The sequence below is a fragment of the Halorussus marinus genome, assembly GCF_004521895.1.
GTDB classification, from domain to species: domain Archaea; phylum Halobacteriota; class Halobacteria; order Halobacteriales; family Haladaptataceae; genus Halorussus; species Halorussus marinus.
The window spans coordinates 15379-30737 of sequence record NZ_SBIR01000010.1; the positions used below are offsets into that span (position 1 = coordinate 15379).

21 protein-coding genes are annotated in these 15359 nt (G+C 52.3%); 10 read left to right on the plus strand and 11 right to left on the minus strand.

Annotated elements, in window-relative coordinates; all coding sequences use genetic code 11:
- Positions 1-72 precede the first annotated feature (72 nt).
- From EPL04_RS13330 to EPL04_RS19450, 5 genes are all read right to left on the minus strand, one after another.
- Positions 73-1284: an ABC transporter substrate-binding protein gene (locus tag EPL04_RS13330; protein WP_134671692.1), complete on the minus strand. Its 1212-nt coding sequence runs from the start codon at positions 1282-1284 to the stop codon at positions 73-75.
- A gap of 184 nt (positions 1285-1468) precedes the next feature.
- The gene (locus tag EPL04_RS13335; protein WP_134671693.1) at positions 1469-1687 is read right to left on the minus strand and encodes a hypothetical protein; all 219 of its coding nucleotides are present in this window, start codon (positions 1685-1687) and stop codon (positions 1469-1471) included.
- Positions 1688-1909: 222 nt separating this feature from the next.
- On the minus strand, positions 1910-3001 hold the full coding sequence (locus EPL04_RS13340) for a tyrosine-type recombinase/integrase (protein ID WP_134671694.1): 1092 nt from the start codon (positions 2999-3001) through the stop codon (positions 1910-1912).
- The gene (locus EPL04_RS13345; protein WP_134671695.1) at positions 2994-3581 is read right to left on the minus strand and encodes a J domain-containing protein; all 588 of its coding nucleotides are present in this window, start codon (positions 3579-3581) and stop codon (positions 2994-2996) included. Before EPL04_RS13345 ends, EPL04_RS13340 begins: the two co-directional genes overlap by 8 nt.
- Positions 3578-3703 carry a DUF7557 family protein gene (locus EPL04_RS19450; RefSeq protein WP_134671696.1) on the minus strand — a complete coding sequence of 42 codons (126 nt, stop codon included), beginning with the start codon at positions 3701-3703 and terminating at the stop codon, positions 3578-3580. The genes EPL04_RS13345 and EPL04_RS19450 overlap by 4 nt, the downstream gene beginning before the upstream one ends.
- A gap of 107 nt (positions 3704-3810) precedes the next feature.
- On the opposite strand from EPL04_RS19450, the gene EPL04_RS19220 reads away from it, so the two are divergent.
- Positions 3811-3936, plus strand: a complete 126-nt coding sequence (locus tag EPL04_RS19220) for an antitoxin VapB family protein (protein WP_244605579.1) — start codon at positions 3811-3813, stop codon at positions 3934-3936.
- A gap of 72 nt (positions 3937-4008) precedes the next feature.
- On the opposite strand, the gene EPL04_RS13355 is transcribed toward EPL04_RS19220, so the two are convergent.
- Positions 4009-4344, minus strand: a complete 336-nt coding sequence (locus EPL04_RS13355; RefSeq protein WP_134671697.1) for a helix-turn-helix transcriptional regulator — start codon at positions 4342-4344, stop codon at positions 4009-4011.
- Between the two features lie 420 nt (positions 4345-4764).
- Between EPL04_RS13355 and EPL04_RS13360 the strand changes: the two genes are divergently transcribed.
- From EPL04_RS13360 to EPL04_RS13370, 3 genes are all read left to right on the plus strand, one after another.
- On the plus strand, positions 4765-5019 hold the full coding sequence (locus EPL04_RS13360; protein WP_245154564.1) for a winged helix-turn-helix domain-containing protein: 255 nt from the start codon (positions 4765-4767) through the stop codon (positions 5017-5019).
- Positions 5020-5147: 128 nt separating this feature from the next.
- Positions 5148-6224 (plus strand): AAA family ATPase, encoded by a 1077-nt coding sequence (locus EPL04_RS13365; RefSeq protein WP_134671699.1) that lies wholly within the window; start codon positions 5148-5150, stop codon positions 6222-6224.
- Entirely contained in the window at positions 6217-6918 is a 702-nt protein-coding gene (locus tag EPL04_RS13370) for a DUF3226 domain-containing protein (RefSeq protein ID WP_134671700.1), read from the plus strand. The genes EPL04_RS13365 and EPL04_RS13370 overlap by 8 nt, the downstream gene beginning before the upstream one ends.
- A 74-nt stretch (positions 6919-6992) precedes the next feature.
- Here the strand turns inward: EPL04_RS13370 and EPL04_RS13375 are convergent, their stop codons facing one another.
- From EPL04_RS13375 to EPL04_RS13380, 3 genes are read right to left on the minus strand one after another with little or no spacing between them, the layout of a single operon-like run.
- Positions 6993-7199, minus strand: a complete 207-nt coding sequence (locus tag EPL04_RS13375) for a hypothetical protein (protein ID WP_134671701.1) — start codon at positions 7197-7199, stop codon at positions 6993-6995.
- Entirely contained in the window at positions 7196-7318 is a 123-nt protein-coding gene (locus EPL04_RS19360) for a hypothetical protein (RefSeq protein WP_280633728.1), read from the minus strand. Before EPL04_RS19360 ends, EPL04_RS13375 begins: the two co-directional genes overlap by 4 nt.
- Positions 7315-7641, minus strand: a complete 327-nt coding sequence (locus EPL04_RS13380; protein ID WP_134671702.1) for a helix-turn-helix transcriptional regulator — start codon at positions 7639-7641, stop codon at positions 7315-7317. The genes EPL04_RS19360 and EPL04_RS13380 overlap by 4 nt, the downstream gene beginning before the upstream one ends.
- A 462-nt stretch (positions 7642-8103) precedes the next feature.
- Between EPL04_RS13380 and EPL04_RS13385 the strand changes: the two genes are divergently transcribed.
- Positions 8104-8352: an ArsR family transcriptional regulator gene (locus EPL04_RS13385; protein ID WP_134671703.1), complete on the plus strand. Its 249-nt coding sequence runs from the start codon at positions 8104-8106 to the stop codon at positions 8350-8352.
- Between the two features lie 35 nt (positions 8353-8387).
- On the opposite strand, the gene EPL04_RS13390 is transcribed toward EPL04_RS13385, so the two are convergent.
- Both EPL04_RS13390 and EPL04_RS13395 read right to left on the minus strand, forming a co-directional pair.
- Complete coding sequence (locus tag EPL04_RS13390) at positions 8388-10358, minus strand: ATP-binding protein (RefSeq protein WP_134671704.1); 1971 nt, start codon at positions 10356-10358, stop codon at positions 8388-8390.
- Between the two features lie 2 nt (positions 10359-10360).
- A complete protein-coding gene (locus EPL04_RS13395; protein WP_134671705.1) occupies positions 10361-11509 on the minus strand; it encodes a restriction endonuclease in 1149 nt (382 codons plus the stop codon).
- On the opposite strand from EPL04_RS13395, the gene EPL04_RS13400 reads away from it, so the two are divergent.
- The 5 genes from EPL04_RS13400 to EPL04_RS13420 all read left to right on the plus strand — a co-directional run bounded on the left by EPL04_RS13400 (position 11496) and on the right by EPL04_RS13420 (position 15347).
- Positions 11496-12467 (plus strand): HNH endonuclease, encoded by a 972-nt coding sequence (locus EPL04_RS13400; RefSeq protein ID WP_167599476.1) that lies wholly within the window; start codon positions 11496-11498, stop codon positions 12465-12467. The genes EPL04_RS13395 and EPL04_RS13400 overlap by 14 nt on opposite strands.
- Positions 12468-12573: 106 nt before the next feature.
- Positions 12574-13659 (plus strand): DNA cytosine methyltransferase, encoded by a 1086-nt coding sequence (locus EPL04_RS13405; RefSeq protein ID WP_134671707.1) that lies wholly within the window; start codon positions 12574-12576, stop codon positions 13657-13659.
- Between the two features lie 102 nt (positions 13660-13761).
- Complete coding sequence (locus tag EPL04_RS13410; RefSeq protein ID WP_134671708.1) at positions 13762-14175, plus strand: hypothetical protein; 414 nt, start codon at positions 13762-13764, stop codon at positions 14173-14175.
- Positions 14176-14227: 52 nt separating this feature from the next.
- Positions 14228-14665 carry a DUF6884 domain-containing protein gene (locus EPL04_RS13415; protein ID WP_134671709.1) on the plus strand — a complete coding sequence of 146 codons (438 nt, stop codon included), beginning with the start codon at positions 14228-14230 and terminating at the stop codon, positions 14663-14665.
- Positions 14666-14903: 238 nt separating this feature from the next.
- Positions 14904-15347 carry a pyridoxamine 5'-phosphate oxidase family protein gene (locus EPL04_RS13420; RefSeq protein ID WP_134671710.1) on the plus strand — a complete coding sequence of 148 codons (444 nt, stop codon included), beginning with the start codon at positions 14904-14906 and terminating at the stop codon, positions 15345-15347.
- The last annotated feature ends 12 nt before the right edge of the window (positions 15348-15359 follow it).

The window sequence follows — 15359 nt, forward strand, 5'->3', positions numbered from 1 at the left end:
ACTCACTCCGGCCGGGTCGACTCACGCCGCGCGCCCCACCGCGGGGAGCGTCGGACGCGTGGGTCGTTTCGGTCAGAAGTCGCCGTCGATGACGTTCGCGACGCGCTGTCGGTCGAAGAACCGTTCGTCTTCGGGAATCTCGGGATACGCCCCTTCGACGTACGTCGGCCACTCGCCGAACACGTCGGGGTAGAGCTGTTTGGCCGTCATCTCGAGCTGGAAGAGATTCACAATTGGGCCCTGATAGCGCGCGCCCTGCGCGTAGACCCGGCCGTCTTGCACCGCGGTGAGTTGCCCGCCGACCGAGTCGTTCTCGAGCGTCGTGCGGACCTCCTCCATATCGGTCTCGGGGTGCATCCCGCCGAACGAGAGGATCACGTCGGGGTCGGCTTCGAGCAACGCCTCCATATCGACCTTCGATCCGGAGGTGACGGCGTCCCCGAACGCGTCGACGGGTCGGAGGGGCCGGACGTGCGCGGTGAGAAACCCCGGCGTGTCGACGTTGTAGACGTAGGGCGAGGTCGGCTCGCTGAACCCGCCCATGACGACGCTCGGGCGCTCGGACGGGAGGTCGGACTCGATTCGTTCGAGCACGTCCTCGTGGATCGAGGCGAGCGCCTCGTACCGGTCGGTCGCTCGGAAGACCCGCGCGACCTTCTCGAACATCTCCCAGAGGGTGTAATACTCGTAGCTGTCTGCGTACTCCTCGGGAGGTTCGAGGTGGCGATTGCTGAAGTGGTTCCCGAACCACGGCGAGATCTGCTCGCGGATCTCCTCGATATCGTCCGCGTTCCACTCCTCGAGCGCGAGCACGCTCGCGGGGTCCGCGAGGTGGACGTCGCTGTCGAGGTCGTAGAGCTTCTCCTTCGACGCGTTCCACGAGGAGTACAGCCCCGACCAGTCGAGTTCGACGCCGGGGAGACGCGGGGTGTACTGGTTCCAGAGCGCGTCGTAGTAGTCGGGCGCGTGCATCGCGTTCACGTCCTCGCCCCGCCCGAGCGCGAACGCCATACCCGCCAGATGTGTGAGTCGGGTGAATATCGTCTCGGGCACCGACTCGAAGGCGACTTCGCCCATCGGCGCCATCGTCACCGAGTACGAATCGTCGCCGGCCGTGGTCGTCTCGCCCGCGGTCGCTTCGGCGGGCTCGGTGGTCGTTTGGGTCGGCGTCGACCCCTCGCCTCCCGTACAGCCGGCGAGCAGGCCACCGCCGACGATCGCTCCGCCGAACTTCACGTACTCACGCCGCGTCGGTCTCTCGTACTCGGAGTCGTCGTTCGCCATGGGATTTAGGCTAACCTAAAACGTCATAGTACTTCCGGTTTTTAGGCCGGCCAAAATCTATCGGTGCGTCGGTTGCGACTGCGCTCGTGAGAATCGGTGAACGAGCGACTCCCGTCGAGTAGTCGCTCGCTTCGTCCGGACGGAATGGCGTCGGTCGATCTGGGACCCGCTCGGGATGCTTCGATCAACAGGGGCCGCCTCGGTCGGGCGACCACTCGCAGGCATCGCCCGTCGTGAGACCGTTCTCGTCTACGTACGACACGAGACACGCGTAGTTACAGAAGTACGCCGGCGACCCGCAGTCGTCGTCGCAATCACGGACACAGATCGGATCGTGGTCGAAGATTCGCGACCCACAGTACGCACACTCCTCGTCGTCTGGCGTCCCGACGGTCGTGGACATACCGATGGTAGACGAGAGACGACCGAAAGCGTTTCGCAGATGGGGTGTCGAGTACCGGCCGACGATATTCGCCGAGGGAGGGCTCTGGCCGTCGAACCCCGACCGCTACGTACGTTCGACTCTCGACCGTCGCTTCGGCGTAAAATTCGTGATGGGACCGCTGAGTACCGCGATTCGAGTTCGGCGCGTTCTCCGCCGCTTTCTCGCGATTTTCTCGGCATCTTACTCGTCCTCCTCGAGATTCTGGAGGAAACTCCGCCGCGATTCCATCCGCTTCAGTTGCTCGGGATGGTCGTAGTGAGCCCGAATCACCTCCGGCGTCGCGTTCACCCGCTCGGCCAGCACCTCCGCGGGCCACCCGCGGTCGCGGTGGTGGGTGATCGAGCCGGTTCGAATCGGATGGGGCGACCGAGAACTCGGACACCGCGACTCGTAGCCGTGCTCCAGCGCCTCGCAACTGGCCTCCTCCCGGCCGTGCGGACAGCCGCCGTAGCGACACGGCTGGGTGATGATGTTGAACCGACTCCGAATCGAACCCTTCGACATGCGTCCCTTGCCCTTCTCCGTGCTGAACAGCGGCCGGCGGCCCTCGTCATCCGTGAGCTGAACACGGTTCACTTCGATGTACTCCGACAGCACCTCGCCGATCTCGTCCGAGAGACTGACCGGACGCTCGCCGTCCGTTTGATTCTTCAGCGGCGTCTCCGGCGGTCGGTGGCGGAAGTACAGGAACGGCGGCTCGACCTTCTCCAGTATCTCGTCGTCGATGTCGTCCTGGTGGCGGAGTCGGTCGAGGTCGTCCTCAGTCAGGTAGATGTCCTCCAGGTCCAGCGACCGGAGTCCACCGAGGCGTGCACCCGTATGCCACCCGAGCGCGAAGAGCGCGTGGTCCCGGGAGGCGAAGGAGTAGCGTCCGAGATTCTCCAGAATCGCCTCCGCCCGTTCCGCCGAGAGCTTCTCGTCGTTCGTTCGCTCCCCTTTGGTGAGCTTCGGGACTTCGAGCTTCGCGGGGAGATCGCTCGGCACGGCCTCGACGTCCGCGCAAAACTTGATGAACAACTTGAGCGTCCCGAGCTGGTTGTTCAGCGTCGACTGGTTCAGGTCCACCGCGCGCTGGTCGGAGTCGAACCGGTACAGATCCCGGCCGGTCAGCTCGTTCAGATTCTCGATGCCGTCGCTCTCGCACCACTCCACGAACTTCCTGATCCGATAGTAGTACGACTGGAGCGTCTCCTCGGCTTTCTCGGAGCGCTGCCGATCGAGCCACATCTCCATCGCCTCGCGCGGCGCGAGCGGCTGGAGATCCTCACTCATTCAGCATCGCCTCCTCGGCGTCGACGACGCGCTTGAACCGCGATTCGTCCCCGCCCGCATCCGGGTGGTGTCTCTTCTTGAGCCGGCGCGCCGCGGCCTCCACGACCGCCGCGTCGGCGTCCGGCGCGACGTCGAGGACCTCGTGGGGCGGCTCGCGCGCGACGAGGGCGTCGGTCCCGTCCTCGCCCGACGGGAGCCGGGCGTTCGCGAACTCGCTCTCGCCGGTCTTCACGGGGCGCTGCTCCATCTTCCGCTTCTCGTGGACGTAGAGATAGAGCGTGCGCAGATTGTCCCGGAGCCGCGAGTAGGCGTCGCAGGCGACCGCGTACCGCCTGCCGTTCATGGTCCACCGGACCACTGCACCGGGGTCGTCGGGGCTCGCGTCCGCGTACGGGTACTTCGGATTCTGCTTCTGGTGGCGCGCGGCGGTCGCGAGCTGCCACCCGTCCGCGTTCAGTCGGTCGAACTCGGTTTCGAGATCGTCGACGGTCTCGCGCACCGTCGCGCCGTAGTGGTTGTTTCGCGTCCGCTCGGCCGGCTCGGTACGCCCGAAGTCGGTCGGCCAGTCGAGCGCGGTCACGGCGATTCCTCTTCGTTCATGATCCGCTGGAGAACCTCATCGAACGATTCTCCGGGTTCTTTCGCACGATTCAGCCGTTTCCATGTGTCCGCGGAAACAGACACGGTGGTCATATCTTCCATAGTATCTCAGTTCTATAATTCTATGAATATAGTTCTATTGTTCTATAGCACTACAGTACTCGATTGCACCCAAAAGCCCATATCCTACAGCGCCCACTGATTCGACAATGGCCGACGACGTGACCTCGATACAGGTACGCAACGAGACGTGGCAGGAACTGAACGCCCGGAAAGCACCGGGCGACACCTTCGACGACGTAATCCAGCGCCTCCTGGACCAAGCCGACGAGTAGGTCTTCATTCTCTCATCTCCCGCCAGCTATCGGCGGTACGCGGATCGGGACTACCAGCGCAGTCGAGCGCGGTCATTCGCCGTCACCTCTTTCGACCGCCAGCCCCACCTGCTCGGCACGGCGCTCGGCGTCGCGGTCGACCAGCCGCCGGCCTTCCTCGGTGATCATGTACTCATTCGTCCGGTCGTCCTTCTTGCCCTTCGCGAGGAGCCCGCGCTCAATCAGGCCGTCGAGGTTCTGATAGAGACGGGAGTGATTCACCTCCTCGCGGTAGTCCTCTTCGAGGTACTGCTTGATCGCGAGTCCCTTCGGCGCCTCACCGTCGCGTTCGAGTGTTCGGACAGCATAGAGTAGGTCGCGCCGGAAAGCGTGGAGCTCGGCGAACGCGATCTCGACGGCCTCGCTCATGCGACGACCACCTCGGCTCGCGTCAGGGGGTTCTTGCGTGTGCATCGGTGAGCGATGCTACTGGCAGTATTCCCTTGAAGAATCCTCGATAGTAGGGTGAAAGTGAAACTAAAGAGTCGGTTGAGAGTCAATGCGCGTCGTCGTGCGGGAGTTTCAAGTTCCCGTGTCGAGATTGCGTACATGGCTTCCGTAGCCTGTTTACGGAGGCTCACGCGGACCCGATGCCACCAACATCGGGGTCCGCATCGTTTTCGCGTGGGACCCATCGGCGAGCGACGGGTCCGCGGTTTTGTCTCCGTTATCTACCTCGTCCTAACCCCGGGACTAAATAATTTATCCTGTTTTCCGGATATACGGATTGACGGATAAAATATCTGAAACCAGTAACACTATTCTACGCGTTTGTGCATATCCAGTATGGTGCCTTCCGGGGAACCGAAAGATGTTGAAAAAGCGATTCTCCGTTTGCTTGCAGAGAGTGATCTCTCCCTAACTCCGACTAATATCGCTAAAAACACCGGTTACAGTGGTGGCTATATTCGAAAAGAGTGCAATCGGATGTCCAAAGAAAATCTTCTTGAAAAAGAAGATGAAGGAGGGCATCCGTTCTATTCAGTGACAGAAAAAGGCCGTATGTACCTTGCTGGCGACCATAACACTCGTGGAGTTGAATAGTAATATATAAAATGTTTTGTGACGGTAATGGTCCAACTGAACTTAGGAACTGATGACTATACAGAATCTACTCGATCGGCGTGTAGAAATCCAAAAGTGATTTATGACATTACAGCCAGCATATATCTATGTTAACCGACTTGAGAATTAATCGATTTAAAGGCGTGAAATCCGGGAAAATAACTGACTTATCCGATGTGAATGTTTTTGTGGGACCAAATAATGCTGGCAAATCTACAGTCCTTGATTCAATATATCTTCTTTCTAATATATTTTCAATAGAAGACCCACTAGGAAATTCGATTCCCGAGTATCTCATGTCGAAAAAAGGTGGATATCCTGACAATAATGCACTTCATTACAAATATAACACCAAAAAAGAAATAGGGTTTGAATTTAAACTTAAAAATAGTAATAAATTAATTAATACGAAATTCGACAATGAATTGTGGGTTATAAACGATGGTTTTTATTCTTTTGAAACCAGCGATAATGAAGATAATGAATTAAGAAAACGGTTCATAGATGAAAAGACCGGTAATGAATATAATGGAAAATCCGAACTCTTCTCAAGGAGAAATCTAGTCCGTGGAAATGTCGATTTATATAGCGACATGAATGATTCTTTTGGAAGTAGTCTCTATTTTCATTCAGGAATTTTTGAGGTTCTTTCCCAGGTAGAAAGAGAAGTTTGGGAGAACCTTGTTTTTGATAGAAAAGACAAGATTGTAATCGATCATTTAAATGAGGTCTATGATACAGAGGTAGAACAGCTTACTTTTGTTCCTGTAGACGAAGGATTCGAATTGAGGGTTCTTTTTGAAGAATATTCCAGTAGAATTGATAGCCTTGGTGATGGGTTTAGATATCTATTTTCTCTTATTTCTTCCATAGAATCTTTCGATGCAAACACAATCTTGGTAGAAGAACCAGAAAATGCTCAGCATCCTAAGACATATAGCAACATATCAGATATACTAACAAATTATACTACGGTAAACGGGTTACAGACTTTTATCGCTACTCACAGTTACGAAATGATAGATTCGCTACTGAAATCATGCAAGGATACAGAAACAGAAATATCTATTTATCATCTAAATTTAGAGAATGGGACATTAGAGACTCGTTCAATTGACTCACCAGATATAGAGGTACTAGAGGATCTCGGCATAGACCCTCGGAGGTTGAAAGAATATGAGTAACGGACTCAAAATATTCACTTCAGATCCCGGAATCCCCGTACTTGTTGAGGGAGAACGTGATGAAGAACTTATTCGCCAGCTTGTTAGAGAATTTGAGGGAGAGTACGTTATTAGAGAACGGGGTGGAGACTCAAAAGTACTTGAAGCCCTGGATATACTCGTCGATATTGAGCTACCTCGAATAGGAGTAATACTTGATTTAGATAATAATTCTCCTAATGATATTTATGAAAAATGCTATAATAAATTAGAAGGAAACCATAGTAATGTCTCTAAATTAAATAATAATAAAATATCTATTAAAAATAGATCTATTGTTCAAGTAGGATATTCCGGATTGCCAAATGATCCAGATATCTCAGAACTTAGTATAGAACGACATGCTATTGAAGACCATGTTCTAAAATTACTATTAGATGATGATCAAACTGTCCAAAGAATAAGCGAATCTGGTATCAATGATTCTGATTCTTTAAAAGATGCTCTCATTAACATTGAAAACGAATTAGAAGAACATCATGGAACGATAGTGCGTGGAAAAGTACATCTTGAAATTGCTAAAATAACGCTAGGGTATGAGAGTCACACTAACTCTTTCATCCATAATTTACTCCAGTGTACAAATATCGATTATCAGAATCATCCTTCAACACAGCAAATTTTATCTTTTTTTGATAGTCTTGAAGAGTTGTGATAGTGTATTAAAACATGCATATTATTGGCCTTCCACAAGAAGGCCGTTGATCGACTCGCCGCAGCGCGGGCAGTTCATGCCGATTCCTCCTCGTCGATGTCCTTGACGGGCACCCAGAACTCGTCGAACCGGCGGGAGTCGTCGTGCCGGCGAATCCGGACGTAGACGCGCCGCCGGCCGTCGTCGCCGGTCCAGTGCTTCGCCTTGACGTCGCCGTTCTCGTCGACGACCTCGTAGGAGTCCGACAGCGTCGCCGGGTCCAGTTCGCGGAGGTCGCTCATTCTGCATCGACCTCCTGCCAGTCGTCGACGCCACATACCAGGCAGGGCAGTTCCGGCTCGCCGGGGGTCTCGAAGCTGTCGCCGCAGCCGCCACAGACCCACTCGGACGTCTCCGTCATCGCTCCGCACCTCCCTCGACCGCCAGCCCGAGCGCGTTCGCCCGTCGCTTCGTGGCGGCTTCGAGTAGCGCGCGGGCGGTCTCGGTCGTCTGGTACTCGTTCGTCCGGTCGTCCTTCTTGCCCTTCGCGAGCAGGCCGCGCTCGACCAGCTCGTCTAGGTTCTGGTAGAGCCGGGAGTGGTTGATTGTCTCGCCGTAGTCGGCTTCGAGGTGCTGCTTGACGGCGAGGCCCTTTGGGGGCTCGTCGCGTTCGAGCGTTCGGACGGCGTAGAGCAGGTCGCGCCGGAAGGCGTGGAGGTCGGTGAACGCGATCTCGGCGCTCATGCGGCCGTCACCTCGGTTCCGGTCGGGTGCGTCGGTCGGTGGGTCCATCGGGACTGGACGCTATTCCCGAGATCCCCTTCAAGAATCCTCGATAGTAGGGTGAAAGTGAAACTAAAGCGCGAGCCAGCGAGCGAGCGGTTCGAAGTCGGTGCGTGCCGTCGTTCGGGGGTTTCAAGTCCCCGCGTAGCGATTGCGTACATGGCTTCCGTACTGCCTTACGGAGGCTCACGCGGACCCGATGGCCCTAACATCGGGGTCCGCTTTTGTGGTGGACCCGCCGCGTAGGGACGGGTCCGCGATTTTGTCTCCGTAGTAGCGACGTTGAGACACCACCCACTTATAATTTGGCAGTCTAAACTGCATATATTGCATGCTAAACTGCCACAACGATGACAAACCAAATTCCGTAAGTATCGTGTTGTTCTGCCACCTCCAATGGCACGTCGGAAACGGGGTCCTTGGATGAATACCGCGACAGACCCCGTTTTAGAGTTCTTGGAAGATCACGATATTGCGGTACCTATCGGCGTCCTCGATAATGAGCTTGGACCGGGTTATCGGACGATAAAGCGCGCGCTGGAGGATTTAGAGAACTACGGACTCGTGAAGCGAGATGAGAATTATAGCACGCACTTTCGGATTACTGAACAGGGGCGCGAATATCTCGCTGGCGATCTTGACGCCAGCGAACTGGAAGACAGTGAGAAATAACTACACGTCGCATTGGTGCGGCTGAATCGGGGTCGTTAATCGGCGGCAGTCTCTTCTTCCAAGCTCTCTACCCGCTTCATGAGTCGTTCATCGCCAGTCTTCTCAGCCTTCTCCTTGAACACATCAAGGAACTGATCGAAGGTGTTTTCTGCAATCTGCTGCATCCGCTCGTAAGTTCGACCGTATATATCGTCCCTTTCAAGCCGTCTCGCCTTACGTTCAGCCGCGTCAGAGATTTTACCTCCGATTACATAGCCGCTTACACTCCGGTAGATATCATCTTGTTCGACGACATAGTTTCGGAGATAGTCTACGTACAGCTCAAGACTTTCCAGATGTCGCCGTTCGATAGTATCATTCGGTCGTAGTATCTCGACGACGTTCAGATTTTCACCGTACCCGAGACAGAGAATCTTAAGCCGGTCGTCGGGATTATCGTGTACGTCCTCCGATGGGAACTGCCCGCTCACCTCTTCTCTGTATTCTGGTTCGTCATCAACATAGTCCCATCGCGGTTCAAGCACCCACGGATTTTCTGAGATGAACTCGTGGACCTGTTCATCGTCTCTTGCGTCCGACTCAATCAACTCGCGGAATTTCGAGATAGTTTCTAGGCGTCCTCGAGCAACCTGCATCAACTCAAGGGCATCAATAACTTCCCATCTGTCAAAGAGGTCGAATACCGCATCTGTGTTTGACACGTCTACTGCTTTCATATCGGTAAGGAAATCCGTAAAGACCTCCTGTTGAGCACTCTCAGCCACTTTTTCAATGAATTCATCTTTTTCACCGGTTTCGAACTCACGGTGTTCTGAGGCCTTTCCAATGAATTCATCGATCTCCTGTTGCTTCTCATCTGGAAGACCCTCGATTCTTTCATCATAACTCTCTGTTTCCTTTGCCTCAGAGAGACTCTCTTCCCTACGCTTCTCAGCGCCTTCATCAGCGACCTCGACAATTCGTTCTTTAATCCATGCTCGGAGTTGTGTAGCGGGTTCCTTCCCCCAAGCAATGCTACTCCGGTCAGTGGAAATCAAGTCGAGATCATCCTTGTCTATAAAGTCTGCATGAATCTCACCTACAACGTACTCAAGCGCAAATTGACCCTCGGTAGTCATGGTAACTCCAAGGAAAGTCGGCTCTTGGACTAGTTTCCCTCTCGCCATGACAGCAACACCCTTCTGCTCATCGTCCTTGATCGGTTCCTCCATGGTTCCGATCCAGCCTTCAACTTCGTACTCATTCCCTGCGTTGTCTTCTATCGGCTCCTCAAACTCCTGAACGTATCCACATTCTCGCTTAATCCCCCGGTCAGTCGGCTCCACTGGCTCCTCATTTACACGAATTACGAAATTCTCGTCAATGACCGAGAATCGGCGAGCCAGTCGTTCCTTGATATAACGAAGGGTCGGTCTTCTCTCTCGGTTGAGATCGGTCAGAGTAACTTTCGTTCCGTGTTCCATCTCACCGTCCGTTCCCCAATCCGTTACTTCTGGATCATATGTACTCGTATCTGCGGGATTATCCTCGTTCCCCTCTTCCTTCATCTGGTCGTAGTCGAGTTCGAATTCGACGTACTTACCATTTTTATACGTCGTAATCACGACCTTTCCTGCAACACCGAATCCGGCGAGTTTTCCAATCCCCTTGCGGCCCATAACTGACCGTGTCATACCACGAACTTCGACGACATCCGTATCTTCATCTTCGCGCCGGTTTCGTCCCACCACGAGGAATTTGTCTTCCACTTCATCATAAGACATCCCGACTCCATTGTCGGTGACCGTGATCTCGTAGTCTTCGCTCATGGACTCTTCCGTGGGTACTGAGATATCAACCTCTGTTGCACCTGCGTCCCAAGCATTTGCGACGTACTCAGAAATGACTGCTGGAAGACTTGTGTACATCTTCAGACCAAGATGTTGAAGAATGTTCATATCCAGTGTCATTGTCAGGTCTGGCTGTTCAACGTCGCCGTCCGTGGTTGGGAGGTTTGTATCTGTCATTTTCAATTTTGGTTAACTTCGTCCTGGAGCTGACTGATCTTCTCCATAGTTTTTTGGTCATCAGAGACATAGAAATATGGCCGCACTGCTCTAAGCAATTCGTCATTTGCTAGGACTGCCCGTTTTAGCACTTGAGAATATGTGCTCGCCTTAATCCCAAAATTCTTATTTCTCCTAATTTTTTCATTAATTCCTTCTAATTTACTGCCATAAATACGTCCATTTGGATTATCATCTGATGAAGATAACTGAGCAACAGCATCAACACAGGCTTCCAAAAACTCGAATTCTTCGTGCCCCACGGGATTTGTAGGAGAAAGAAAAACTGAAACAGAAACGTTCTCTCTGTTAGAGAAACATAGTACCTCAAAGTCGGGGGGTGTTATCCGACCTCCATTTGCAACTTCAACGAGTTTATCGGCTACATCATCCAGATGTTCTACATCATACCAGTTTTGATCGATTAATTGTGGATATTCTAAAAATATATTGCTAGGTGCATCAGCGTTTGAATTCCCTATTGATTCTTTCAGTTTGATAAGACAGTTTATTTGATTCAGGCCAACTTCCGTATTTTGAATCACTTCTACTGCATCAATGAGATTTTCTTCTCGGAAGATACGAGCAGAGGCTTCAATTGGCCGCTTTCTCAGATATTGCTCGCGTGGTTTTTCGACTGGTGAGAATACGTCTTCACCGTCTAAATCAATATCTTTGGCTGGAGGCGCATACTGATCGAGTACATCTTCTGCCTCTTGTGCTTCGACGAAGCCAGCCAACATGGCGCCGTCTATCAATTTTATATTATTTTCTCTACCATATTCATAGCCTCCACTAGTAAAAGCGGCGGAGGTAGCTACTACGACGACATCGGTATCGGTATCATCTCGGTCAATTGCAGAATACTGTTGTACATCTGGCTGTCCAACTTTATTTCCGGGATCCGGACGTTTGACTTGGATTGATGCCTTTTCCTCGTAAAAGGTGTTTTTGAAAGCGGTAACGTCAACTCCGCCGTCGTTTGAGTCCTGAGTTACCTCAGTGTCCCACCCGGCGAGTTCAAACATCTCCGCTACAAAATCCTCAAATTCGTAGCGGTCAATCGTCTGGAGTCGAGTTATGGTTCCTACTCGCTCCGTGGCCCTACTCATCAGTCCAGATGATAGACATCATGGGGTATTAAATGTATCACAATCAATATTGGACTCAAGTGCTTTATTCACCTCGATAAATATGAGACTAGAAAATGTCGATATTACAACTGGCGAGACACTCAACCAATCAGACTTCAAAGAGGTATTCGGACAAGGGGCAACGGGAAAAGGAATCGAAATTAGATATGATGACAAAGGCCAAAAGTATCTATGGCTCTTCGCAAAAGAGACAGGCAGATACGACGATAATATTGGAACAGATAAGTTCCGATACACCGGTGAAGACCCACAGGGACCTGGAGTTGAGAACCCTGGACAAGAGGACCAAGAATTAAAACGAGGGAATGCAGCTCTTCGTGAGGCACTCAATACTCCTGTTCCCATCTTTCTATTCTATCAGCCAGCTGGCAGAGACGGTTGGGAGTACCGAGGCATGGTAAACGTAGTGAGTTTTGAATACAAACCCAGAAATGGAAGGTACATTTACGAGTTCACTTTAGAGCCTATTAAAAACAAATCTGAAACTCCACTCGATATAGATGGTCAAGAACATACGCCAGACATACATCAGCCACCACAAACGTCCATCTCAGTAAGCCGAATTATACGAAATACACAGCTTACAAAAGAAATAAAGGAAAAATACGACTATAATTGCCAAATTTGTGGTGAAACGAGGCGAGGTAACAACGGCGATCCGTATGCAGAAGCACATCACGTTCAACCCCTCGGAAAACCACATAATGGTCCAGACGAGGAATCAAATATTCTTGTTCTTTGCCCGAATCACCATGCTGATTTCGATTACGGTCGCGCAAAAATTGATACTCAAACCTATGAAGTTGAACACGCTGATCGATCAGAGATTGATGGTACTGAACTGTCAATTGCACCAGGACACGACTTAGAAGGTAAATACATTCGCTATCATAATGCGGGGATTGCTCAGTTCTAAGTCGTGATCTGGTTACCTAAGATAAGGACTGATTCTCTACATAAAATTTTATTACTTCCGTCTCGCTTTGGCGAGTTTTATAATCCCCGGTCTACTTGGGTTACTTATGAGCATTCGCGCTGTCGATTTATTTTGCGGGGCCGGTGGTCTTACGTATGGCCTACAGGAAGCGGGGATTGACGTCCGCGCCGGTTTTGACATCGAATCAGAATGTCGTTATCCATATGAAGAAAACAATGATAGCGTAGAGTTTATAGAAGCAGACCTCTCTAGCGAAGTCTCTGCCAAAGATATACAATCCCATTTTTCAGGGGATGGATTTGACCATACTCTTCTCGCGGGATGTGCTCCATGTCAGCCATACTCTACAATGAGTAATGGCAATGAAAATCATGCAGATAATCACGAGAAATGGGGTTTAATGGATGAATTCGCAGACCTCATTGGAGAAGTTGAGCCAGATCTCGTGACTATGGAAAACGTACCTCAAGTCCAGAAACACGAACCTTACGATGAGTTCTGTTCTCAACTGGAGAATCTGGGGTATTTTATTTGGGATGCTGTCGTTGAGTGCCCCAATTATGGAGTGCCCCAACAACGGAAGCGGTTAGTCCTACTGGCGTCAAAGTACGGCCATATCGAACTCCAAGATCCAACACACGATCGCGAGAAAGTAACAGTGAAGTCAGAATTTGAGCAATATGACCTAGCGGAACTTGAGGCTGGTGAAACCTCTGATGCGGATTTCCTTCATAATGCTCGCGGGCTTTCTGATAAAAATATTGAACGGATCAAACATTCAGAGCCTGGGGGAACCTGGGAAAACTGGCCGGAGAAACTGAAACTGGCCTGTCACAAAAAAGACAGTGGCCGTAAGTACATTTCTTCGTATGGGCGTATGGAGTGGAACGAACCCGCCCCCACTATTACGACAAGATTCTACAATTATGGAAGTGGGAGATTTGGTCATCCAGAAGAAGACCGCGCAATCTCTGTTCGAGAGGGTTCCATCCTCCAAACCTTTCCTCGGGATTACTCATTTGTCGAATCCGAAGAGGAACTAAGCGTAGTATCAGTAGGCAAGTTGATTGGCAATGCAGTTCCAGTTCGATTAGCGAAAGCAGTCGGGGAATCTTTAGTCCAACATGTCGAAAACGAGGGGCCACAAAAGCGACTCAAAAAAACAGCGTAACTAGATGATCTCTTTCATCTCCTACTTGACGGCCGCTTGCGGACCCAGCACCCGTGGAAGTAGCGATAGTATTTACTCACTTTCGATACACTAACTATCTGTATGAGTGTGAAAGAAGAGGCTATCTGGAGAGCATTTCAGGTTGATCCTCCAGACTGGCTCGGAATTGGGCCAGTATTCTCGGAATACGATGAAGTGACAATTACAAGAGATAATCTACCAGATCATATTCCGCCTACCAGAGGGATGGTCCAGATAGACGGTATTGTAGAAACAGATCGCGCCATCTGGATTTGTGAAGTGAAACAGATACTCAACTACAAATCACTCGGTCAGGCGCTCTCCTACACTGCCCTGTACCGCGAAAAGAAACAGCCAGCGAAACCCGTTAGACCCTGTATTGTATTCGCGGAGTTTACTGGAAAGTCGGTTGGTGTCGTTGAAGCGGTCGAAGAGCAGGAAGATGTAGCTGCACATCTGGTTGAGGATATTCCCGACAAGCTCGCACAGTCGTAGTAGAAATCCTCAATTTCAAACGACAGAAGTACGTCGCTCAGATTATCTCCACATGCAAGTCGGTCTCGTCAGTTGCACGAAGACGAAACGCGACGCCCCCGCGCCGCCCAAAGACCTCTACGATCCGTCCTCGCTCTTCAGGAAAGCCCGCGCGTACTGTCGCCAGACCCACGACGAGTGGTACGTCCTCTCGGCGAAACACGGCCTGCTCGATCCCGACGGCCCGCCGATCGAGCCCTACGACGAGACGCTGACCACCGCGCCCGTCGCGCGCCGCCGCGAGTGGGCCGACCAGGTCGCGACCGATCTCGACGACCACGGCCTGCTCACCGCCGACACAGAGCCGGTCGTCCACGCCGGCAAAGCCTACTACGAGGAACTCCTGCCGCACCTCGAAGGAACGCCCGTCGACGTAACCATCCCGACCGAGGGCCTCATGATCGGCGAGACGCTCGCGTGGTACAACGACCGCGTCGAGGACACCGAATAACGACACCCGGTACAGCGGCGGCATCCGCAGTCGACGCGTTCGACATCGTCCATGAAGCAATCGAGTGGATGGACGAACAAGTCGATTAGAACCGACGAAGCGAGCCGTATCGACGGGCTCACGCAATCTGACGATCGGATCGAGCACGTCCAACAAAAACTGCGTGCTTCCGAGCTCAGTTTCGGACAGTCTTCCCGATACGACAGCCGTAAATAATCGCCTATCCACCGCCGAGACAATGGTAGAACAGCTAGATCAGTCAGAAATCGAGTCGTTTCTCGTAGACGCGAATGCTGGCGTCCTATCGTTGACTGACGGAACGGAAACGTACGCGATTCCCGAATCGTACGGGTACGACGGAGAGTGCCTCTATTTCCAGTTTGTCTACAGCGAGGACAGTCAGAAAATGGCCTTCGTCGAAGCGACCGAGATCGCTACCGTCACCGTATTCACTGAAAACCCGACAAAAAGCGTCGTCGTCCGCGGGCGGCTCGAACTGGTTCCGGACGCGGATCAACCACAGGCGGCGGCCGCGATGGCCGACAACGCGGAGATTCCCGCCCTCAACGTCCTGTCCGAGACGTCCCCCGAAGACCTCTCGATGACGTTCTATCGGTTAGTCCCGACCGAAGTCTCGGGACGGCGGTTCGATGGAGCCGTCTCCGAATCAACTGGTTTCTGAAACCAACGTCTC